This window comes from Pseudomonas sp. ITEM 17296 (genome assembly GCF_028895205.1).
Lineage (GTDB): Bacteria > Pseudomonadota > Gammaproteobacteria > Pseudomonadales > Pseudomonadaceae > Aquipseudomonas > Aquipseudomonas kermanshahensis.
This window is the reverse complement of sequence record NZ_WJRS01000008.1, coordinates 67896-88203: the sequence shown is the minus strand read 5'-3', so window position 1 is coordinate 88203 and position 20308 is coordinate 67896. Positions and strand designations below refer to the sequence as shown.

Below are 20308 nucleotides of genomic sequence, written 5' to 3'. Positions count from 1 at the left end.
TATTTTGTTACTGGCGTTCTATGATGGCCGCCAGTCTTTAGCCACCGCGATGACCCATGGCCGATTCCGCTTTCTTCAGCCCCCTGTCCCACGAGGGCATCCTCGCCGTCCGCGGCTCCGACGCAGGCAAGTTCCTGCAGGGCCAGCTGACCTGCAACATCAACTACCTCAGCCAGGAACATGCCAGCCTCGGTGCCCGCTGCATGGTCAAAGGGCGCATGCAGTCGAGTTTCCGTATCGTGCCCGAAGGCAATGGCTACCTGCTGGCCATGGCCAGTGAGCTGCTCGATGCCCAATTGGCCGACCTCAAGAAGTACGCCGTGTTCTCCAAGGCCACCCTCAGCGACGAGAGCGCCGCCTGGGCGCGCTTTGGCCTGCAGGGCGGCGAGGCGGCGCTGCAAACCTTGGGCTTGACGCCGCCGGTCGAAGCGGGCGCCACCGTGCGCCACGAGGGCCTGATCGCCATCGCCGTGTCCGCAGGCCGTGTCGAGCTGTGGGTACCTGCCGAGCAGGCCGCCAACGTAGGCGCGGCACTCGCCGCCAGCCTGCCTGAAGGCAGCCTCAACGACTGGCTGTTGGGCCAGATCCGCGCAGGTATTGGCCAGGTCATGGGCCCTACCCGCGAGCTGTTCATCCCGCAGATGATCAACCTGCAGGCCGTGGATGGCGTCAGCTTCAAGAAGGGCTGCTACACCGGCCAGGAAATCGTTGCCCGCATGCAGTACCTGGGCAAGCTCAAGCGCCGTCAGTATCGCCTGGCGCTCGATCAACAGGACATCCCCGCGCCAGGTGCCGAGATTTTCTCGCCCACCCATGGCTCGTCGGTCGGTGAAGTGGTGATAGCGGCCAATACCGGTACCGGTTGCGAGTTGCTCGCGGTGCTCAGCGCCGATGCGGTGGCCGACGACAACCTGCACCTGGGCAGCCTGGAAGGGCCACGCCTGCACGTGCTGAGCCTGCCCTACGAACTGGACCGCGACCGGGAAATCCAGCGCTGACCAGCCTGCCCCGTCCGCGTGACGGGGCCGCACCACCACTGCGGTAGAGAAGTCCATGAACAAGCTGGCCGAGATGGTTCAAGCACAGTTGCTCGATGCCATCGAAAAGGATGACCTGGTCCTGCCGACCCTGCCCGAGGTTGCCTTGAGCATCCGCAAGGCCGCCGAGGATAGCGAGATCAGCGTGTCGGCCCTGAGCAAGGTGATCGGTCGCGACGCGGCCCTCTCGGCGCGCCTGATCAAAGTCGTCAACAGCCCACTGTTGCGCGCTGCGGTCGAGGTCACCGACCTGCATACCGCAATCACTCGCCTAGGCATCAACTACAGCTGCAACCTGGCCATCGGCCTGGTGATCGAACAGATCTTTCATGCCCGCTCGCCGGCTGTTGAGCAAAAGCTGCGCGATATCTGGGTCAACAGCCTGGAAGTGGCAGGCATCAGCTACGAAATCTGCCGCCGCTTCACCCACCTCAAACCCGACCAGGCGACCCTCGGTGGGCTGGTCAACCAGATCGGTGCCCTGCCGGTGCTGATTTACGCCGAAGAACACAACGAGCTGCTGTCCGACCCGGTCTGCCTGCACTACGTGATCGAGCAGATCCAGCCCGTGCTGGGTGACAAGATCCTCAAGGCGTGGGAGTTTCCCGAGCAATTGGTCAACCTGCCGAGCCAGGTTCAGGACCTCGACCGGCAGACCGACAAGGTCGACTATATCGACGTCGTGCAGATCGCCCGCTGCATCAGCCAACGTGGGCGTAGCCGGCCACTGGCCGCGTTGCCGGCGTACCGACACCTGGGGCTGCCGTTCGGCACCGAACTGGAAGTCGAAGAGCTGCTTGAGGCGCGGAGCCTGTTGCGCTAGGCCGCCAAAAGCCCGCGACACCTACCCTCCTGCACGATTCAGGTAGGAGCAGCCTTGTGCTGCGAAGAGGCCGGTAACAGCACAGCAAATCTTCGCTGCAGTCACTGGCCCTTTCGCAGCACAAGGCTGCTCCTACAGTGCCGACGGGCCAATGGAAATGAAACCCTAGTCAGCGATAAAACTCACCCGCACCCGCAAGCCGCCCTTCTCGCCATCGTGCAGGCTGATCTGCGCCAGGTGCGCGCGGCAGATCTCGCCGACAATCGCCAACCCCAGCCCACTGCCTTGGGCACTGCGGCGGTAGAAGCGCTCGAACACCCGTTCGCGCTCCTCCTCGGGAATACCCGGGCCGTCATCCTCGACCTCCAGCACCGCCGGCGCCAGCACCCGCAGGATCACGTTGCCACCGGCCGGGGTGTGCGCCAAGGCGTTATCCACCAGGTTGCTCAGCAGTTCGTTGAGCAAGGTCGGCTCACCCTTTAGCCACACGGGCGCCTCGGCCTCCAGGGCCAATGCCACGCCACGGTTATGCGCCAAGGGCGCCATGGCCATGCCCAGTTCGCGGGCCAACTGGCTGAGGTCCAGGCGCTGCGCGCCACCTTCGGCGATTGCCCGGGCGCCATTCTCGACCCGTGCCAATGACAACAGCTGGTTGGCCAGGTGGGTCAAGCGGTCCGTGCCTTGGGCGGCCGACTCCAACGTCTGCCGCCACTCCTGCGGCTCGGATGAACGCAAGCCCAACTCGACCCGCGCCTTGAGCGCCGCCAAGGGCGTGCGCAACTCGTGGGCGGCGTCGGCGATGAACTGGGCTTGGCGCTCGAACTGCCCGCGCAAGCGCTCGGTAAAGTGGTTCAAGGCCCGCACCAGTGGGCCCAGTTCGCGCTGCACCTGCACCACCGGCAAAGCCCGCAGATCATCGGGTTGGCGCTCTTCCACGGCGGTGCGCAGGCGCTCCAGCGGGCGTAGCGCGGCACTGACCGCAAACCACACCATCACCAAGGCGCCCAGTGCCAGCATCCCAAGGCGCAGCAGGGTATCGGCCATCAGCCCGCGCGCCATGCGCACCCGCGCTTCTTCGGTCTCGGCCACGCGAATTTCCGCCATGCCGTTCATGTTCGGCTCGCTGACCGGCTTGAGCAGGCTGACCACGCGCACGTCCTGGCCGAGGTACGTCGCGTTGTAGAACCGCGCCAGCGCCGGGTAGTCGTCGGTGCGCGGCGTGCCAGGCGGCGGCGCTGGCAGGTTCTCGTAGCCCGAGATCAAGCGCTGCTTGATGTCCAGCACCTGGTAGTAGATACGCCCGGCACTGTCGTAGGCGAAGGTATCCAGGGCCACATAGGGCACGTCCGCGCTCAACGAGCCGTCGCGTTGCGACAAGCCGGCAGCGATGGTCCGTGCCGAGGCCAGCAAGGTCCGGTCGTAGGCCGTGTCGGCGGCTTCACGGCCGTTCCAGTAGGCGCTCAGGCCGCTGGCCAGCATCAACACCACCAGCAACAGTGCCAGGTTGCCCAGCAGCCGCCCGCGCAAGCTGCCGTTGTCACGCATCACGATGCTCGAGCAGATACCCCAGGCCACGGAAGGTGACAATCGCCACCAGGTGGCCGTCGAGCTTCTTGCGCAGGCGGTGGATGTAGATTTCGATGGCGTCGGGGCTGGCTTCTTCGTCCAGACCAAACACCTGGGCGGCCAGTTGCTCCTTGCTCATCACCCGGCCTGGGCGGGCGATCAGCGCTTCGAGCACGCTCTGTTCACGCGAGGTCAGGGTCAGGTTGTCCTCGCCCAGGCTGAAGCGCCGGGTATCCAGGTCGTACACCAACGGCCCGCAACGCTGCTGGCGTTCGCCACCCAGCACGCTGCGGCGCAGCAAGGCCTTGACCCGGGCTTCCAGCTCAGTCAGTTCGAACGGCTTGGCCAGGTAATCGTCAGCCCCCAGGTTCAGCCCGTGGACCCGGTCCTTAACGTCACTGCGCGCGGTCAGCATCAGCACCGGCAGGGTCTTGCCGCGGCCACGCAAACGCGCCAGCACTTCGAAGCCATCCATGCGCGGCAAGCCGACATCGAGCACGGCAACGGCATATTCCTCACTGGCCAGGGCCAGGTCGGCAGCCACGCCGTCATGCAGTACATCCACGGTCAGGCCGTGACTTTTCAAGGCCTGGGCCACGCTTTCGGCCAGTTGCAGGTGGTCTTCGACCAGCAGCACACGCATCGGATTCTCCCTGCTCGGGTGGGGCGGTGGCGCGGAGTGTACCGCTGTCGACCGGCCTGTGAAGCCCCTTCTGACAAACCTTTCACGCTGAAAGGTTAGCGAAAGGTTCGTTACCTAGCATCGCACCACGGTCGCCCCACGCGCCGAAAAAAGCACCAGCAAGGTGCAACGAATAAGAACAATAAACGGAGTCATCGACGATGCTGTCATCGCAGCCGCAGGCATTCGTGCCTACCCGTTCCTTTGCCGCACGCCCTTCTGCCATCGCCAGCGCCCTTGCGCTCGCCGGTGTCGCGCCCATGAGCCAGGCCGCCTTCTTCGAAGACAGCACGGCGACCTTCGAAACCCGCAACATGTACTTCAACCGCGACTTTCGCGACGGCACCAGCGCGCAGCAATCCAAGCGCGACGAATGGGCCCAGGGTTTCATGCTCAACTTCGAGTCCGGCTACACCGACGGCACTGTAGGCTTTGGCCTGGATGCGCTGGGCATGCTCGGCATCAAGCTCGACTCCAGCCCCGACCGCACCGACACCGGCCTGCTGCCGACCCATGACGACGGCAAGGCCGCCGATGAATACTCCAAGCTCGGCCTGACCGGCAAGGTCAAAGTCTCCAAGACCGAATTGAAGATCGGCACGCTGATCCCCGAGCTGCCGACCCTGCAGCCCAACGACGGGCGCATCCTGCCGCAAACCTTCGAAGGCGGCCTGCTCACCTCGAAAGAAATCAGCCACCTGACCTTCACCGGCGGGCGTCTGGAAAAGGCCAAGGACCGCAACGACACCAACTGGGAAGACCTGGCCCTCAACAACAAGAACGGCCGCTTCGGTGGCACCTTCACCGCCGACAACCTCGACCTCGCGGGCCTGGACTACCAGTTCACCGATCGCATCACCGGCAGCTACCACTTCGCCCAACTCGACGACATCTACCGCCAGCACTTCCTCGGCATGGTCGCCACCCAGCCGTGGGGGCCGGGCACCTTGGGCGCTGACCTGCGCCTGGCCGTGAGTGACGATGCCGGCGCCGCCAAGGCCGGCAACATCGACAACACCACCGTCAACGGCATGCTCAGCTACGCCCTGGGCGGGCACAAGGTCAGTGCCGCCTACCAGCACCTGTCCGGCGACAGCGCCTTCCCCTACATCGATGGCGCCGACCCGTACCTGGTCAACTTCGTTCAGATCAACGACTTCGCCGGTGCCGACGAGCACTCCTGGCAGATGCGCTACGACTACAACTTCGCGGCCCTGGGCATCCCCGGCCTGACCTTCATGACCCGTTACATCAGCGGCGACAACGTCAGCCGCGCCGATGGCAGCGAGGGCAAGGAGTGGGAACGCAACACCGAGTTCAAGTACGTGGTACAAAGCGGCCCGTTGAAAAACGTCGCCGTGCGCTTGCGCAACGCCACCTTCCGCTCGAATTTTGCCCGCGACGCCGACGAAGTGCGGCTGCTGGTGAGCTACAGCGTGGCCCTGTGGTAACCCAATAACAACAACGCTCACGGAGATTGACGATGACCTTTTCACTGCGCCGCCTCGTCCTCGCTACCGGCTGCCTGCTGCTGGCCGGCAACGCCCTTGCTGCCGAACCGAAACGCCCTGAATGCATCGCCCCTGCCTCGCCCGGCGGTGGCTTCGACCTGACCTGCAAACTGGTGCAGAGCGCCCTGGTGCAGGAGAAAATCCTCAGCAAGCCCATGCGTGTCACCTACATGCCCGGCGGCGTCGGCGCGGTGGCCTACAACGCCGTGGTGGCCCAGCGCCCAGGGGATGCCGGCACTCTGGTGGCGTGGTCCAGTGGCTCGCTGCTGAACCTGGCCCAAGGCAAGTTCGGCCGCTTCGACGAGAACGCGGTCAAGTGGTTGGCAGCCGTCGGCACCAGCTACGGTGCCATCGCCGTGAAGAGCGATTCGCCCTACAAAACCCTCGACGACCTGGTTGCTGCCCTGAAGAAAGACCCGAGCAAGGTCGTGATCGGCTCCGGTGGCACGGTCGGCAGCCAAGACTGGATGCAAACCGCGCTGATCGCCAAGGCCGCCGGCATCAACCCGCGTGACCTGCGTTACGTGGCCCTGGAAGGCGGCGGTGAAATTGCCACTGCATTGCTGGGCGGGCACATCCAGGTCGGCTCCACCGACATCTCCGACTCCATGCCGCACATCCAGAGCGGCAACATGCGCATCCTCGCGGTGTTCTCCGAAAACCGCCTGGACGAGCCAGAGATGAAGGACATCCCTACCGCCAAGGAGCAGGGCTACGACATCGTCTGGCCGGTGGTACGCGGCTTTTACCTGGGGCCGAAGGTGAGCGACGAGGACTACGCCTGGTGGAAGGCCTCGTTCGACAAGATGCTGGCCTCGGAAGACTTTGCCAAGCTGCGTGACCAGCGCGAGCTGTTCCCGTTCGCCATGACCGGCGAAGAGCTGGACGGCTATGTGAAGAAGCAGGTGGCTGACTACAAGGCACTGGCCAGGGAATTCGGCCTGATTCAGTAACTCGCCGACTACCTGAACAGATCCCTGTGGGAGCGGGCTTGTCCCGCGAAGCTGGCACCTCGGTGCATGGCACCGGCTTTGCCGGTGTTCGCGGGGCAAGCCCGCTCCCACAGAGTCCGCGTCCAACGAGGATTCCCCGATGATCCTGCAACGCCTCTTCGCCCTGGTCCTGCTGGCGGTATGCGCCGCCCTGGCCGTGATGGCCTGGCCGTACCAGGCTGCGTTTTCCTACGAACCGGTTGGCCCGCGGGCCTATCCGCTGCTGATGCTCGGCCTGATGGGCCTGGGCCTGCTTTACCTGGCCATCCGCCCAACGCCCATCGTGCGCAAAGACGACGAGCCAGAACTGGACCGCGAAACCTTGATCAAGATCGCCGCCTGTGTCGGCCTGCTGATCGTCTTCGCTGCCACCTTCGAACCTCTGGGTTTCATCCTCAGCGCCATCCTGGTCGGCCTGCCCATGGCCCGGCTGTACGGCGGCCGCTGGCTGCACAGCGCCATCGTCGTGGTCGGCATGAGCCTGTTCCTCTACTGGCTGTTCGACCGCGTGATGGACGTGCCCCTGCCCCTTGGCCTGCTGAGCGTACTGGAGAACTGACACATGGATACCTTGAGCTACCTGGGCCAGGGCTTCGGCGTCGCCCTGAGCCCGTACAACCTGGTCACCGCCCTCAGTGGCACCCTGATCGGCACCGTGGTCGGCCTGCTGCCGGGCCTGGGCCCGATCAACGGCGTGGCCCTGCTGATCCCCATCGCCTTTGCCCTGGGCCTGCCGCCTGAGTCGGCGCTGATTCTGCTGGCTGCGGTGTACCTGGGCTGCGAATACGGCGGGCGCATCAGTTCGATCCTGCTGAACATCCCGGGCGAAGCTTCGACCGTGATGACCACCCTCGACGGCTACCCGATGGCCCGCCAGGGCCTGGCAGGCGTTGCCTTGTCGCTGTCTGCCTGGAGTTCGTTCATCGGCGCCTTCATCGCCACCTGCGGCATGGTGCTGTTCGCCCCGCTGCTGGCGAAATGGGCGATCGCCTTCGGCCCGGCGGAATACTTCGTGCTGATGGTGTTCGCCATTGTCGCCTTGGGCGGCATGGCCGGCGACAAACCGTTGAAGACATTCATCGCTGCGCTGATCGGCCTGTTCCTGTCGGCGGTCGGCATCGACGCCAACAGCGGCGTCTACCGCTTCACCGGTGACAGCGTGCACCTGGCCGACGGCATCCAGTTCGTGGTGCTGGTGCTGGGGCTGTTCTCGATCAGCGAAATTCTCCTGCTGCTGGAAAAGACCCACCATGGCCACCAGGCGGTCAAGGCCACTGGGCGCATGCTGTTCAACGTCAAGGAAGCAGCTTCGGTGTTCGCGGTGAACATCCGCTGCGGCCTGCTCGGCTTCATCATGGGCGTGCTGCCAGGTGCCGGCGCGACCCTGGCCAGCGCCGTGGCCTACATGACCGAGAAGCGTATCGCTGGCGAAAGCGGCAAGTTCGGCAAGGGTGATGCCCGTGGCCTGGCCGCGCCAGAAACCGCTATCGGCGCCTCCTGCTGCGGCGCCTTGGTCCCCATGCTGACCCTCGGCGTGCCAGGTTCGGGCACCACCGCGGTGATGATCGGCGCACTGACCCTGTACAACATCACCCCCGGCCCGCTGTTGTTCGAACAGCAGCCAGACATCGTCTGGGGCCTGATCGCCTCGTTGTTCATCGCCAACATCATGCTGGTGATCCTCAACATCCCGATGATCCGCATCTTCACCCGCATCCTCGCCGTGCCGAACTGGGCGCTGGTGCCGGTGATCGCAATCATCACCGGGATCGGCGTGTATGCCGTGCACGCCACCACTTTCGACCTGTTCCTGATGGTCGGCATCGGCATCATGGGCTACATCCTGCGCAAGCTGGACTTCCCGCTGTCGCCGATCCTGCTGGGCTTCATCCTCGGCGGGCTGATGGAACAGAACCTGCGCCGTGCGCTGTCGATCTCCAACGGTGAACTGGGCATCCTCTGGTCCAGCCCAATCAGCATGGGCGTGTGGGTCCTGGTGGTGTGCATGCTGTGCCTGCCGCTGCTGCGTATCTGGCGCAAGCGCAGCCTGCAGCGCCGGGCCATGGCTGATGCCTGATCGGTCGTTGCCCCTGTATTGGGCTACCGGGCTGGTCGGCCTTGCTGGCGGGTATCTCGCCAGCAAGGTCGGCTGGCCTTTGCCCTGGATGGTCGGCGCGTTGTTGGCGATCATCCTGGTGCGCTGCCTGACCCCCTGGCAGCTGTCGGAAATCCCCAATGGGCGCAAATGCGGGCAATGCATCATCGGCCTGGGCATCGGCCTGCACTTCACCCCCGCCGTGATCGAACAGGTGGGCAGCCACTTTCTGCTGATCTTCTTTGGCGCGCTGTTCACTACCCTGTCCAGCGTGATCAGCGTGTGGTTGCTGCGACGTACCGGCGAAGACCGCGCAACCGCCTTCTTCGCCAGCATGCCGGGCGGTTCGGGTGAGATGGTCAACCTGGGCGCGCGCAATGGCGCGGTGCTCAGCCAGGTGGCGGCGGCGCAAAGCCTGCGTGTGTTGGCAGTGGTGCTGTGCGTGCCGGCGCTGTTCAAGTTCTTGATGGGTGACGGTGTACCGCTCAATCATGCCGGCACTGTGAGCTGGGGCTGGCTAGCGTTGATCGCCCCGCTGGGTATAGCCGCGGGCTTCATCTGGCAACGGTTGCGCCAGCCCAACCCCTGGCTGTTCGGGCCGCTGCTGGTGGCGGCGACGGTTAGCCTGGCGGGCAATCTGCAGATCGGGCTGCCTGATGGCGCTAGTCAAATCGGCCAGTGGCTGATTGGCAGCGGCCTGGCCTGCCACTTCAACCGCGCGTTTTTCCGCCGCGCACCTTCGTTTCTGGGCCGTACGCTGCTGGCCACGGCGCTGTGCATGTTGATTGCCGGCAGCGCAGCGTGGGGGTTGAGCGTGATGACGGCGCTAGACCTGCGTTCGCTGACCCTGGGGATGATGCCCGGCGGGATTGCGGAGATGAGCCTGACGGCGGAAACCCTGCAGCTGTCGGTGCCGTTGGTGACAGCGCTGCAAGTGATGCGGTTGTTGTTCGTGTTGTTTTTGGCAGAGCCGCTGTTCCGGCTCTGGAACGCAGAAAAAGCCTGAAACACCGCGTCGCCTGCTTCGCGGTGTTTCATGCCATCAAAGCGGCGGCAAGGCCCAGTTGATCGGTGCCAGCCCACGCTGTTCGAGGAAGCTGTTGGCCCGGCTGAAGTGCCCGCAACCGAGGAAGCCCCGATACGCCGACAAGGGCGACGGATGCACCGACTTCAGCACCAGGTGCTTGGTGCCATCGATCAGCTTCTGCTTGCCCTGGGCATGCGCGCCCCACAGCAGAAACACAACGTTCGGGCACTGCTCGCTGACCACCTGGATGACCCGGTCGGTAAAGAACTCCCAGCCCTTCTTGGCATGTGAAGCCGCGTTGGCGCGTTCCACGGTCATGGTCGTGTTGAGCAACAGCACGCCTTGCTCGGCCCAGCTCTGCAGGTAGCCGTGGCTGGCGATCGGAATATTCAGGTCGCGCTGCAGCTCTTTGTAGATATTGACCAGCGACGGCGGCGTGGCAATGCCCGGCTGCACCGAGAAGCACAGGCCATGGGCCTGGCCTGGGCCGTGATACGGGTCCTGGCCGAGGATCACCACCTTGACCTGCTGCAACGGCGTCGAGTTAAGGGCATTGAAGATCAGCGGGCCCGGGGGGTAGATCTCTTTGCCGGCCGCGTGCTCCTGGCGCAGGAATTCGCGCAGCTGATGCATGTAGGGCTGGTCGAATTCGTCGCGCAATGCGGCTTTCCAGCTGGGTTCGAGTTTGATGCGATCGTCGTCAGTCATGGGGCCATCCGTAAACAATGGCGCGACACTAGGTAAGCCTCCTCCGCTTGTCAAACGATCCGACCGACGACCGGCATGATCCCGCAGGCAGGCCATACTTGTGCGATGACCTGCGAGAGGTAGTCCATGTCTATTCATTGCGAGGTACTCACCGGTGCCGATGGCGCCTGCATCGGCATCGCCACCCTGGATGCACCCAAGGCGCTCAATGCGCTGAACCTGAGGATGATAGAAGTGCTCGGCGAGCAGTTGCACGCCTGGGCCCGCGACCCTGGCGTGGTCTGCGTGCTGCTGCGAGGCAATGGCGCCAAGGCGTTCTGTGCCGGGGGCGACGTCAGGGCGCTGGCCCAGGCTTGCCGCGATCACCCCGGCAGCGTGCCGCCGCTGGCCGCCACCTTCTTCGCTGCCGAGTATCGCCTCGATTACCTGCTGCACACCTACCCCAAGCCGCTGCTGTGCTGGGGGCACGGGCATGTGCTGGGTGGCGGCATGGGGCTGCTGCAAGGCGCCAATGTGCGCATCGTCACGCCCAGCAGCCGGCTGGCGATGCCAGAGATCAGCATCGGCCTCTACCCCGACGTCGGCGCCAGCTGGTTCCTCGCCCGTCTGCCGGGCAAGCTGGGGCTGTTCCTCGGGCTGACCGGCGCCCCGATCAATGCCCGCGATGCCCTCGACCTGGGTCTCGCCGATCGTTTCTTCGGCGAGCACCAGCAGGAGGAGTTGATCGAAGAGTTGTTGCAGCTGAACTGGCAGGAGCAGACCGAGTTGCAGCTCAACAGCCTGCTCAAGGCCGAGCAGCATCGTGCCTGCGAGGAGCTACCCGAGGCGCAATGGCTGCCCCGCCGCCAAGTGATCGATGAGCTGCTGGATGTCGCCGACCCCGCCGGCGCATGGCATGCGCTGCAACGCCTGAAACATCACAACGACCCTCTGCTGGCCGAAGCGGGTGAACGCCTGCATGAGGGGTGCCCGTTGACCGCGCACTTGGTGTGGGAACAGATCCGCCGGGCCCGGCACCTGTCATTGGCGCAGGTATTCCAGATGGAGTTCGGCATGAGCCTGAATTGCTGCCGTCATCCGGAATTCAGCGAAGGGGTGCGCGCGCGCCTGCTGGACAAAGACAATCAGCCGCGCTGGCACTGGCCGGATGTGGCGCAGGTGCCAGCGGCGGTGGTCGAGGCGCATTTTACCAAGGTCTGGGAGGGGCGCCATCCACTGGCGGATTTGGATTGAGCCATAAAAAGGGGCCGCTTGGGGTAATGCTGTTCACTTAAGTTATCCATCGCCTGTATTGGGGCCGCTTTGCGGCCCATCGCGGCACAAGGCCGCTCCCACAGTGTTCGCGCATGCCCTGTAAATAGAGGCATAACGCGGTCGGTGTGGGAGCGGCCTTGTGCCGCGATGGGCCGCAGAGCGGCCCCGGCATTCTTAAGTGAACAGCATTACCGCTTGGGGCCCCCTCTGGCATCTTACCGCTGCCAGTTGCGGCCCTGCCCCCGGCCGCCATCTGGCCTGCGGTCACGGTCCCCTCGCCCATTGGAATGCCAACGATCATTCTGATACCGCTGGCTGCCATCGCGATAGTCATGGCGGTCACGGTCACGCCCATAGTCATAGCGCTGGCGATTGCCGTAGTCATACCGCGGGTTGCCATGCCACTGGTTCATGCCTGGCTGCGGGTGGGGCCTGTACTGCGGCACCGGCGCCGGGCGGTAATAACGAGGTGCGGGCTGGTAGTAGTAACGCGGCTGCGGCGTTACATAGTAGCGGTCGTATCGGTAATACCCCGGCGACACATAACGGTCGGTGGAGTAGTAATCCGATCGGTAGTAGCCCCCGCCGCCGTAGTAAGGGGCGCAGGCAGACGTCATCAGACCCAACAGGGCGATCAACAGAATTCGATAGGACATGGCGGCCTCCTGGACCGCTGGAGTGCCCGAACAGCGGCGCTGGCGAGCGTCGATGCAAAACGCGTTCATCGACACTGAATAAGACCGCCATACCGAGGTGCAGTGCCATTTTTGCAATAATTTGAAACAGGTGCGATAACCCTGAAAAACTTGCAGTCATTTACCGGTCATCTCACTAGAATGACCGCCTTGGCACACATCACGGGAAGATCATGCCTGCACGTTCCGCTCTGTTTTCGCAGCGTTCGCTGATCGTCACCCTGCTGATGCTGTTGGCCAGCGGCTTTCTCGCCACTTCCCTGCTCAGCTACTTCGCCTCACGCAGTGCCATTCGCGATGGCATCGTGAATACCGAATTGCCACTGACCTCCGACACAGTCTATTCGGAAATCCAGAAAGACCTGATCCGCCCTGTGCTGATCGCCTCGATGATGGCCCAGGACACCTTCTTGCGGGACTGGGTACTGTCCGGTGAGCAGGACACCCAGCGCATCACCCGCTACCTGGGCGAGATCATGGGCAAGCAGGACATCTTCACCTCGTTCTTCGTCTCCGACCGCAGCCTCACCTACTACCAGGCCAAGGGCGTACTCAAGCAGATCAAGCCCGGCAGCTGGCGCGATGCCTGGTACTTTCGCCTGCGCGACCTCAAGGCGCCCTATGAGATCAATGTCGACCTGGACATGGCCAACCAGGACAGCCTGACAGTGTTCATCAACTACCAGGTGCTGGACTACCAACACCGCTTCATCGGCGCGGCCGGGGTGGGCTTGAGTGTGTCGTCGGTGGTCAAGCTGATCGACGAGTACCAGCGCCGCTACCAACGCTCGGTGCTGTTCACCGATGCCAAGGGCAAGGTCCTGCTGACCGGCTCCGAAGGTGGCCCCCACGGCTTGCGCGTCGGCCAGCCGCTTAGCGACAACCCCGAGCTGAGCGACCTGCTGGCACAGCAACCGGTACCTGGCGAAGGCAGCCACGAATACCGCGACAGCGACAACCACAGCCACTTTCTCAATGTGCGGCACCTGCCCGAGCTGGACTGGTACCTGCTGGTGGACAAGCGCGAAACCGGTACCCTGGACCGCATCCGCCACTCGCTGTACCTGAACCTGGCAATCTGCGCGATGATCACCCTGGTGGTGCTGTTACTGGTGCATGCGATGGTCAAGCGCCACCAGGCCAGCACCGAGGCGCTGGCCACCCTCGACAGCCTCACCGGCCTGCCCAACCGGCGCAGCTTCGACCTGCTGGCCGCCCAGGCCCTGCATGAGGCCCAGCGCGACAGCGGCCCGCTGGTGGCCCTATTGATCGACCTTGACCACTTCAAGGTGCTCAACGACACCCATGGCCACCTGGCAGGCGACGAAGTGCTGCGCCAGTTCGCCAATGTGCTGCAGGGCAGCCTGCGCCAGTCGGATATACTCTGCCGCTGGGGCGGTGAGGAATTCATCGTGTTGCTGCGAGAGGCAGAAGGCCGGCAAGCGGTGGAAGTGGCGGAAAAAATCCGCCGCCGCACCGAACAGCTGACCTTCAGCTACGACGACCGACCGTTGCGCCTGACCACCAGCATCGGCCTGAGCAGCCTGCAACCGGGCGATACCTTGCATGCCCTGCTGACCCGCGCCGACCGTGCGCTCTATCATGCCAAGCAGGCCGGCCGCAACCGCGTCTGCAGTGAAGTTTCCGGACCCGACCATGAATGACAGCCAGCACTGCCCCGCCTGCGGCGCCCTCAACCAGTGCAGCCTGGCCGACCCCCGCAGCGCCACGCAGGCCTGTTGGTGCTACAGCGTGACCATCGACCCCGCCGTGCTCCAGGCCCTGCCTGCCGAGTTGCGTGACAAGGCCTGCCTGTGCCCGCGCTGCGCAGCGGTCGAAGCGCAACTGCAGGCAGCGCCGCCCGGCACAAAGCGCTAGACTGCGCGGCCTTTAACTTCAGCCCCCTTTGCCATGCGCCTCGACCGTTTTCTTGCCAACCTGCCCTGCTACAACCGCCAGCACGTTCGCCTGCTGCTGGTGCAGCGCCGCGTGCGGGTCGATGGCCAAGTGGCAGTCGACCCGTTGACGGAGGTGCGTGAGTTCAGCCGCGTCGAGGTGGATGAGCAACTGCTGCAGGCCGGGCGACCGGCGCGCTACCTGATGCTCAACAAGCCGACCGGGTGCGTCAGCGCCACCCAGGACCCACAACACCGCACGGTGCTCGAGTTGCTGCCCGCTGAACTGCGCGACGACCTGCACATTGCCGGGCGCCTGGACTTCAACACCACCGGCCTGCTGATCCTGACCAACGACGGCCAATGGTCGCGTCGCCTGACCCAGCCAACGACCAAACTGCCCAAGCATTACCTGGTAGAGACCGAGGACGAGATTGGCGAGCATTATGCTGCCAAGTTCCACGAAGGCCTGTATTTCGCCTTCGAAAACCTCACCACCCTGCCCGCCCAACTCGACATCCTTGGCCCCCGCCAGGCCCGGTTGGCTATCGTCGAGGGGCGGTACCACCAGGTCAAACGCATGTTTGGCCATTTCGACAACAAGGTGGTGGGGCTGCACCGCGAGAGCATGGGCGCGATTCGCCTGGATCCGGCGTTGGCACCGGGGGCATTCAGGGCGTTGACGGCCGAGGAAATCGACTCGGTCTAGGGTGTTTGCACTGGCCTCTTCGCGGGCAAGCCCGCTCCCACAGGATCTCCACAGTGCTGGAAGCCTGTGCAGTACCTGTGGCCCCCACAGGACTCCACAGCGTTGGAAGCCTGTGCAGTACCTGTGGCTCACACAGGACTCCACAGCGTTGGAGGCTTGTGCAGTACCTGTGGGAGCGGGCTTGCCCGCGAAGAGGCCAGAAAAGGCAACACTGGCAGTGTCACACGACCGCCCGGCGGCCCAAGTCACATATTTCCCCCAACGGCACTTGCAGGATCCCCAGCCCACTGCTTGAATCCAAATCGTCAGTCTGCATGTGACTCATGAGTCACGCCCGCAGTCGAAGACACCTTTTTGCCGGCCACCCAAGGCCTAGATGCCTTGGGGCACGGCAAATTGCCCGCCTAAAACAATACCGTCGACATGTGTGCCAAGGATCGACACAGGGCCCCCCGGTTACTCTTCAAGGCAAATGCCTACCTGTCATAAAGAACGTGCACCCTAGGTGACGCGAATACCCTTTTTGCGCCAGGAGTCGATGACATGAGGCCAGAAATCGCTGTACTTGATATCCAAGGTCAGTATCGGGTTTACACGGAGTTCCATCGCGCGGATGCAGCCGAGAAGACGATCATTTTGATCAACGGTTCGCTGGCCACCACGGCCTCGTTCGCCCAGACAGTGCGGAACCTGCACCCACAATTCAACGTCGTGCTGTTCGACCAGCCGTACGCTGGCAAATCCAAACCGCACAACCGCCAGGAACGGCTGATCACCAAGGAGACCGAGGCGCATATCCTCCTTGAGCTGATCGAGCACTTCCAGGCCGATCACGTGATGTCGTTTTCGTGGGGCGGTGCGAGCACGCTGCTGGCGCTGGCGCACCAGCCGCGGCGAGTGAAGAAAGCCGTAGTCAGCTCGTTCTCGCCGGTGATCAACGAACCGATGCGCGACTACCTGGACCGTGGCTGCCAGTACCTGGCCGCCTGTGATCGCTACCAGGTCGGCAACCTGGTCAACGACACCATCGGCAAGCACCTGCCGTCGCTGTTCAAGCGCTTCAACTATCGCCACGTGAGCAGCCTGGACAGCCACGAGTACGCGCAGATGCACTTCCACATCAACGAAGTGCTGCAACATGACTTGGAACGGGCATTGAGTGGTGCGCGCAACATCGATATCCCGGTGCTGTTCATCAACGGCGACCGCGATGAGTACACCACGGCTGAAGATGCGCGCGAGTTTGGTCGCCATGTGGGCAAGAGCCACTTCAGCGTGATTCGCGATGCTGGGCACTTCCTCGACATGGAGACCAAGGCGGCCTGCGAAGACACCCGCAGTGCGCTGCTCGGCTTCCTCAAGCCAACCGAGCGTGAGCCACGTCAACGCTACCAGCACGTACAGGGGCAGCATGCACTGGCCATCTGAGCGCCTCGGCGTCCTGTAGCCCTTTACCCGCAGGCTATGGGTCGCCGACAAGCTTTTTTATAACCCTTTTTATAACTTGGGCTTCTAATTCGATGAGGGTTCTGGTAAAAAGTCGAACGCAGACGCGGGTATAGTTTAGTGGCAAAACGAAAGCTTCCCAAGCTTTAGTTGAGGGTTCGATTCCCTCTACCCGCTCCACCTCGCATTCCCGCATGGCGTTCCAGCAACGTCATCGCTGTCAAAAGGAGCCTCGGCTCCTTTTTTCGTTTCTGCCTATTCGTTTTCATGCCCCTTTTGTTGATCTGGCCCATGGCCACTTCCCAGCCGTTGCGCTTGAATGCGCGGCCGGCGAATCCGCTTGTAAGCGAAACGGCTTGAAGCGCATATGCTTGATGGATTCGTGAAACATTTCGAAAGGACCGCGCATGTTTCTGTCCCGCTGGCTACCTGGCCTCGCCAACCTGTTGCACTACCGCCGTGAGTGGTTTCATGCCGACCTGCAGGCTGGGCTTTCGGTGGCGGCTATCCAGATCCCCATCGCCATCGCTTACGCACAAATCGTCGGCCTGCCGCCGCAATATGGCCTGTATGCCTGCGTGCTACCGATGATGGTGTATGCGCTGATCGGCAGCTCGCGTCAGCTGATGGTCGGCCCGGACGCCGCCACCTGCGCGATGATCGCCGGGGCCGTGGCACCGCTGGCGCTGGGCGACCCGCAGCGTATTGCCGAGCTGTCGGTAATTGTCACCGTGCTGGTGGGCGTGATGCTGATCGGGGCGGGCCTGGCCAGGGCCGGGTTCATCGCCAGCTTCTTCTCACGGCCGATCCTGATCGGCTACCTCAATGGCATTGGCCTGAGCCTGATCGCCGGGCAGTTGTCCAAGGTGGTCGGGTTCAAGATCGAGGGCGATGGGTTCATCCTGAGCCTGGTCAACTTCCTCCAGCGCCTGGGCGAGATTCATGGGGTGACCCTGGCCATCGGCCTGTCCGCGCTGGCGCTGCTGATCTGGCTACCGCAGCGCTACCCACGGCTACCGGCGGCGCTGGTGGCGGTGGCGCTGTTCACGGTTGTGGTAGGCCTGTTCGGCCTGGACCGCTTCGGTGTCGCCATCCTCGGCCCGGTACCGGCCGGCATGCCGCAACTGGCTTGGCCACAAAGCAACCTGGCAGAAATGAAAAGCCTGCTGCGCGACGCCCTGGGTATTGCCACCGTCAGTTTCTGCAGCGCCATGCTCACAGCGCGCAGTTTTGCCGCACGCCATGGCTACGCCATCAACGCCAACCATGAGTTCGTGGCGCTCGGGGTGAGCAACCTGGCGGCCGGGATGTCCCAAGGCTTTGCCATCAGTGGCGCCGACTCGCGTACCGCAGTCAACGACATGGTCGGCGGCAAGAGCCAGCTGGTCGGCATCATCGCTGCGCTGGTGATCGCCCTGATCCTGCTGTTCTTCACCGCCCCCATGGCCTGGATCCCCCAGGCGGCGCTGGGGGCCGTGTTGCTGATGGCGGGCTGGGGGCTGATCGACATCAAGTCGCTGAAGAGCATCCGGCGCCTCAGCCGCTTCGAGTTCTGGCTCTGCCTACTGACCACGGTCGGCGTGCTGGGCCTGGGCGTGCTGCCGGGTATCGTGTTTGCCGTGACCCTGGCGATCCTGCGCCTGCTGTACAGCATCTACCAGCCCACCGACGCAGTGCTGGGCTGGCTGCCGGGCACCGAGGGCCAAGTCGACATTCGCAAATTCAAGGACGCCCGCACCGTGCCGGGGTTGGTGGTGTACCGCTTCGACGATGCGATCCTGTTCTTCAATGCCGACTACTTCAAGATGCGCCTGCTGGAAGCCGTGCAGAGCCAGGCCCAGCCCAAGGTCGTGCTGTTCGATGCCGAAGCGGTGACCAGCATCGACGTCAGCGGCATTGCCGCGCTGCGCGAAGTCCGCGACACCCTGGCTGCCCAAGGCATCTTCTTCGCCATCGCCCGCGCCCGCGGCACCTTCCTGCGCATGCTGGTGCGCTCAGGGATGGCACGGGAGATGGAGGACAAACTGCTGTTCGGCTCGGTACGCGCCGGGATCCGCGCGTATCGGGTGTGGCGGAACAGGAGTCGCCACGTGTCAACACCGGAGTAAAACGCGTCAACGTGCTTACGCTGAATCCAGGCCAATCACCCTCTACTGTAGGAGCAGCCTTGTGCTGCGAAGAGGCCAGTGACAACACATACCCTTCGCTGTTTGCGCTGGCCTCTTCGCAGCACAAGGCTGCTCCTACAGGGGATGCAGGGCATCAACGGTATTCAGCGCACGCCTGGGAACTGGCCTCACCCGGCCTGCCGATCAGGCTCACCAGGCCACACGGCAGTGACCCGCGCCATTGCAGGTAATCATGCCCCGCGGGGTACTCCACCGCTTCCACCGCATAGCCCTTGGCACGCAACACATCGCGCAGGTGGCGGTTGGTATCCAGAATCGTCGGGCCTTCGAACAGCCCCGATTGCAGGTAAAAACGCAGCGGCTTGGGGGTTGCCTTGACGTACTCACGGGTCAGCCAGCCTGGCTCTTCCCCGTCCTTGGCCCACCAGTACGACCCCGACAGGCTCAGCACATTGCCGAACAACTCAGGGTGCATCAGGCCCAGGTAGGACGCGGCCAGCCCCCCGTAGCTGGAGCCGGCGATGACCGTACGGGCCGCGGGTGCACTCAAGCCGTGTTGTCGCGCCCAGGGCATTAGTTGTTCGGCCATGAAACGGGCAAACCGTGGGTTGGGTGGCAGCTCCTGCTGGCGGCTGAGGTCGCTGGGGTTGGCGATGATGATGGCTGCCGTGGGCGGGATCAGGCCATCGGCGATCAGGTTGTCGAGAAGGGTCGGCGTAGGCACTTGGCGGGTATAGGCGTGGGCGTCGAACAGCACCAGCAAGGCCTGTCCTGCAGCACCCGGGCGCCAGCCAGCCGGTCGGTACAGGTAGACATCGCGCGTGTTGCCCAGCACGTCGCTGGCCAGGCGCTTGCGTTCGAGCGTGCCACGGGCGATACCCGGCCGCTCGGCTACCCAGGGTTGCGGTGGCGCATCCGGCAATTCCAGGCGTGAACGCGACAGCCAGGCATCACCGCTGCTGTCGGCGAAGGTGGCAGGGTTGAGCGGGTCGCGGCGCGTGGTGGCAAGAATCACCCGGCGGTCATCCGACGGTGGCACATCAGGCGCCATTTGGTAGCTGAGCCGGGTGCTGGCCGGGACCTCGAAACTGGCGTACCAGACATCGCTGGTGCCAAGCCGTTGCAGCGCTTCGTGACGGCCCGAAGGCGCGCCGAACATCCGCACATTGTGCTGGGCGCCGCGCCACAGAAACGTCACCAGGCGCTGCTGCGGCTGGCCCGGTAGCCGCTCGACCAGCGGCGTGCCCTGGGCCTTTCGCGCGTTCCAGAACGCCTCGGTATCACCGCCCTGGGCAAGCTGCCCGGCCAACTCGGCCAGGGCCGGGCTGGCCAGCCGTGGTGGGCTTTGCTGCTGCTCGGCACGCGCCAGTACCTGCTCCAGGCGCAGGCTGAAAGGGGCGCCCGGGCGCCCGTCCAGTGGCTCTGCACGCAAGCCATATGCACCCGGGCTGTCGGCGACAAAGATGAACGCGCGCGGCTGGTCCTGGCCGTCGATCAACAGGCGCAAGGGCCTGCCCTGCGGGTCCAGCAGGCGCAGGCTGACGTCGCCGTCGACCCGGCCTCGCACCAGGTCGCCTGCCTTGAGCCCAACGTGCCAGACCGTGCTGCCTGCGGACATGGCCTGGCCGTTGACAGCCTGACCGGGCTGCAGCGTGGCTTCGCTTGCAGCCTGCGCCACGGCGCTGGTCAAGGCCAGCAGCAAGGCGCAACGGATGAGAGAGATGCGGTTCATGCGCACC

Annotated in this window: 18 protein-coding genes and 1 tRNA gene; 14 read left to right on the top strand and 5 right to left on the bottom strand. The window is 64.0% G+C overall.

Going from position 1 to position 20308, the window contains the following annotated elements; all coding sequences use genetic code 11:
• The first annotated feature begins 56 nt into the window (after positions 1-56).
• Together ygfZ and GIB19_RS11740 are read left to right on the top strand one after the other, a co-directional pair.
• Positions 57-998, top strand: a complete 942-nt coding sequence (gene ygfZ, locus GIB19_RS11745; protein WP_274886067.1) for a CAF17-like 4Fe-4S cluster assembly/insertion protein YgfZ — start codon at positions 57-59, stop codon at positions 996-998.
• Positions 999-1053: 55 nt separating this feature from the next.
• Entirely contained in the window at positions 1054-1860 is an 807-nt protein-coding gene (locus GIB19_RS11740) for an HDOD domain-containing protein (RefSeq protein WP_274886065.1), read from the top strand.
• Positions 1861-2025: 165 nt separating this feature from the next.
• Here the strand turns inward: GIB19_RS11740 and GIB19_RS11735 are convergent, their stop codons facing one another.
• Both GIB19_RS11735 and GIB19_RS11730 read right to left on the bottom strand, forming a co-directional pair.
• The gene (locus GIB19_RS11735; RefSeq protein WP_099430298.1) at positions 2026-3405 is read right to left on the bottom strand and encodes a sensor histidine kinase; all 1380 of its coding nucleotides are present in this window, start codon (positions 3403-3405) and stop codon (positions 2026-2028) included.
• A complete protein-coding gene (locus GIB19_RS11730; protein WP_099430299.1) occupies positions 3398-4069 on the bottom strand; it encodes a response regulator in 672 nt (223 codons plus the stop codon). Before GIB19_RS11730 ends, GIB19_RS11735 begins: the two co-directional genes overlap by 8 nt.
• Positions 4070-4269: 200 nt before the next feature.
• On the opposite strand from GIB19_RS11730, the gene GIB19_RS11725 reads away from it, so the two are divergent.
• From GIB19_RS11725 to GIB19_RS11705, 5 genes are all read left to right on the top strand, one after another.
• A complete protein-coding gene (locus GIB19_RS11725) occupies positions 4270-5559 on the top strand; it encodes an OprD family porin (protein ID WP_027594136.1) in 1290 nt (429 codons plus the stop codon).
• Positions 5560-5591: 32 nt separating this feature from the next.
• On the top strand, positions 5592-6572 hold the full coding sequence (locus GIB19_RS11720; protein ID WP_027594135.1) for a Bug family tripartite tricarboxylate transporter substrate binding protein: 981 nt from the start codon (positions 5592-5594) through the stop codon (positions 6570-6572).
• A gap of 139 nt (positions 6573-6711) precedes the next feature.
• The gene (locus tag GIB19_RS11715; RefSeq protein ID WP_027594134.1) at positions 6712-7170 is read left to right on the top strand and encodes a tripartite tricarboxylate transporter TctB family protein; all 459 of its coding nucleotides are present in this window, start codon (positions 6712-6714) and stop codon (positions 7168-7170) included.
• A 3-nt stretch (positions 7171-7173) separates the two neighbouring features.
• On the top strand, positions 7174-8688 hold the full coding sequence (locus tag GIB19_RS11710) for a tripartite tricarboxylate transporter permease (RefSeq protein ID WP_027594133.1): 1515 nt from the start codon (positions 7174-7176) through the stop codon (positions 8686-8688).
• Positions 8681-9712, top strand: coding sequence for an AbrB family transcriptional regulator (locus GIB19_RS11705; RefSeq protein WP_274886054.1), 1032 nt, complete (start codon positions 8681-8683; stop codon positions 9710-9712). Before GIB19_RS11710 ends, GIB19_RS11705 begins: the two co-directional genes overlap by 8 nt.
• Positions 9713-9748: 36 nt before the next feature.
• Here GIB19_RS11705 and ung read toward each other — a convergent pair whose 3' ends face one another.
• The gene (gene ung, locus GIB19_RS11700) at positions 9749-10441 is read right to left on the bottom strand and encodes a uracil-DNA glycosylase (RefSeq protein ID WP_027594131.1); all 693 of its coding nucleotides are present in this window, start codon (positions 10439-10441) and stop codon (positions 9749-9751) included.
• Between the two features lie 126 nt (positions 10442-10567).
• Between ung and GIB19_RS11695 the strand changes: the two genes are divergently transcribed.
• Positions 10568-11674, top strand: a complete 1107-nt coding sequence (locus tag GIB19_RS11695) for an enoyl-CoA hydratase/isomerase family protein (protein WP_265968403.1) — start codon at positions 10568-10570, stop codon at positions 11672-11674.
• A 236-nt stretch (positions 11675-11910) separates the two neighbouring features.
• Here GIB19_RS11695 and GIB19_RS11690 read toward each other — a convergent pair whose 3' ends face one another.
• Positions 11911-12351, bottom strand: a complete 441-nt coding sequence (locus GIB19_RS11690) for a hypothetical protein (RefSeq protein WP_085273582.1) — start codon at positions 12349-12351, stop codon at positions 11911-11913.
• Between the two features lie 212 nt (positions 12352-12563).
• On the opposite strand from GIB19_RS11690, the gene GIB19_RS11685 reads away from it, so the two are divergent.
• From GIB19_RS11685 to GIB19_RS11660, 6 genes are all read left to right on the top strand, one after another.
• Positions 12564-14054 (top strand): sensor domain-containing diguanylate cyclase, encoded by a 1491-nt coding sequence (locus GIB19_RS11685; RefSeq protein WP_274886051.1) that lies wholly within the window; start codon positions 12564-12566, stop codon positions 14052-14054.
• A complete protein-coding gene (locus GIB19_RS11680; protein ID WP_027594127.1) occupies positions 14047-14268 on the top strand; it encodes a cysteine-rich CWC family protein in 222 nt (73 codons plus the stop codon). The genes GIB19_RS11685 and GIB19_RS11680 overlap by 8 nt, the downstream gene beginning before the upstream one ends.
• Before the next feature lie 33 nt (positions 14269-14301).
• The gene (locus tag GIB19_RS11675) at positions 14302-14994 is read left to right on the top strand and encodes a pseudouridine synthase (protein ID WP_274886047.1); all 693 of its coding nucleotides are present in this window, start codon (positions 14302-14304) and stop codon (positions 14992-14994) included.
• Between the two features lie 543 nt (positions 14995-15537).
• Entirely contained in the window at positions 15538-16422 is an 885-nt protein-coding gene (locus GIB19_RS11670) for an alpha/beta fold hydrolase (protein WP_274886045.1), read from the top strand.
• 124 nt (positions 16423-16546) lie between these two features.
• Positions 16547-16620: transfer RNA gene (locus GIB19_RS11665), tRNA-Gly, on the top strand.
• Positions 16621-16847: 227 nt separating this feature from the next.
• Complete coding sequence (locus GIB19_RS11660; RefSeq protein WP_027594124.1) at positions 16848-18548, top strand: SulP family inorganic anion transporter; 1701 nt, start codon at positions 16848-16850, stop codon at positions 18546-18548.
• Between the two features lie 154 nt (positions 18549-18702).
• Here the strand turns inward: GIB19_RS11660 and GIB19_RS11655 are convergent, their stop codons facing one another.
• Positions 18703-20301, bottom strand: coding sequence for an alpha/beta hydrolase-fold protein (locus tag GIB19_RS11655; protein WP_274886044.1), 1599 nt, complete (start codon positions 20299-20301; stop codon positions 18703-18705).
• Positions 20302-20308 lie beyond the last annotated feature (7 nt).

Bases quoted from the DNA above. Each gene is read 5' to 3' on its own strand.
- ygfZ (WP_274886067.1), top strand. From the start codon at position 57: ATGGCCGATTCCGCTTTCTTCAGCCCCCTGTCCCACGAGGGCATCCTC.
- GIB19_RS11740 (WP_274886065.1), top strand. From the start codon at position 1,054: ATGAACAAGCTGGCCGAGATGGTTCAAGCACAGTTGCTCGATGCCATC.
- GIB19_RS11735 (WP_099430298.1), bottom strand. From the start codon at position 3,405: ATGCGTGACAACGGCAGCTTGCGCGGGCGGCTGCTGGGCAACCTGGCA.
- GIB19_RS11730 (WP_099430299.1), bottom strand. From the start codon at position 4,069: ATGCGTGTGCTGCTGGTCGAAGACCACCTGCAACTGGCCGAAAGCGTG.
- GIB19_RS11725 (WP_027594136.1), top strand. From the start codon at position 4,270: ATGCTGTCATCGCAGCCGCAGGCATTCGTGCCTACCCGTTCCTTTGCC.
- GIB19_RS11720 (WP_027594135.1), top strand. From the start codon at position 5,592: ATGACCTTTTCACTGCGCCGCCTCGTCCTCGCTACCGGCTGCCTGCTG.
- GIB19_RS11715 (WP_027594134.1), top strand. From the start codon at position 6,712: ATGATCCTGCAACGCCTCTTCGCCCTGGTCCTGCTGGCGGTATGCGCC.
- GIB19_RS11710 (WP_027594133.1), top strand. From the start codon at position 7,174: ATGGATACCTTGAGCTACCTGGGCCAGGGCTTCGGCGTCGCCCTGAGC.
- GIB19_RS11705 (WP_274886054.1), top strand. From the start codon at position 8,681: ATGCCTGATCGGTCGTTGCCCCTGTATTGGGCTACCGGGCTGGTCGGC.
- ung (WP_027594131.1), bottom strand. From the start codon at position 10,441: ATGACTGACGACGATCGCATCAAACTCGAACCCAGCTGGAAAGCCGCA.
- GIB19_RS11695 (WP_265968403.1), top strand. From the start codon at position 10,568: ATGTCTATTCATTGCGAGGTACTCACCGGTGCCGATGGCGCCTGCATC.
- GIB19_RS11690 (WP_085273582.1), bottom strand. From the start codon at position 12,351: ATGTCCTATCGAATTCTGTTGATCGCCCTGTTGGGTCTGATGACGTCT.
- GIB19_RS11685 (WP_274886051.1), top strand. From the start codon at position 12,564: ATGCCTGCACGTTCCGCTCTGTTTTCGCAGCGTTCGCTGATCGTCACC.
- GIB19_RS11680 (WP_027594127.1), top strand. From the start codon at position 14,047: ATGAATGACAGCCAGCACTGCCCCGCCTGCGGCGCCCTCAACCAGTGC.
- GIB19_RS11675 (WP_274886047.1), top strand. From the start codon at position 14,302: ATGCGCCTCGACCGTTTTCTTGCCAACCTGCCCTGCTACAACCGCCAG.
- GIB19_RS11670 (WP_274886045.1), top strand. From the start codon at position 15,538: ATGAGGCCAGAAATCGCTGTACTTGATATCCAAGGTCAGTATCGGGTT.
- GIB19_RS11660 (WP_027594124.1), top strand. From the start codon at position 16,848: ATGTTTCTGTCCCGCTGGCTACCTGGCCTCGCCAACCTGTTGCACTAC.
- GIB19_RS11655 (WP_274886044.1), bottom strand. From the start codon at position 20,301: ATGAACCGCATCTCTCTCATCCGTTGCGCCTTGCTGCTGGCCTTGACC.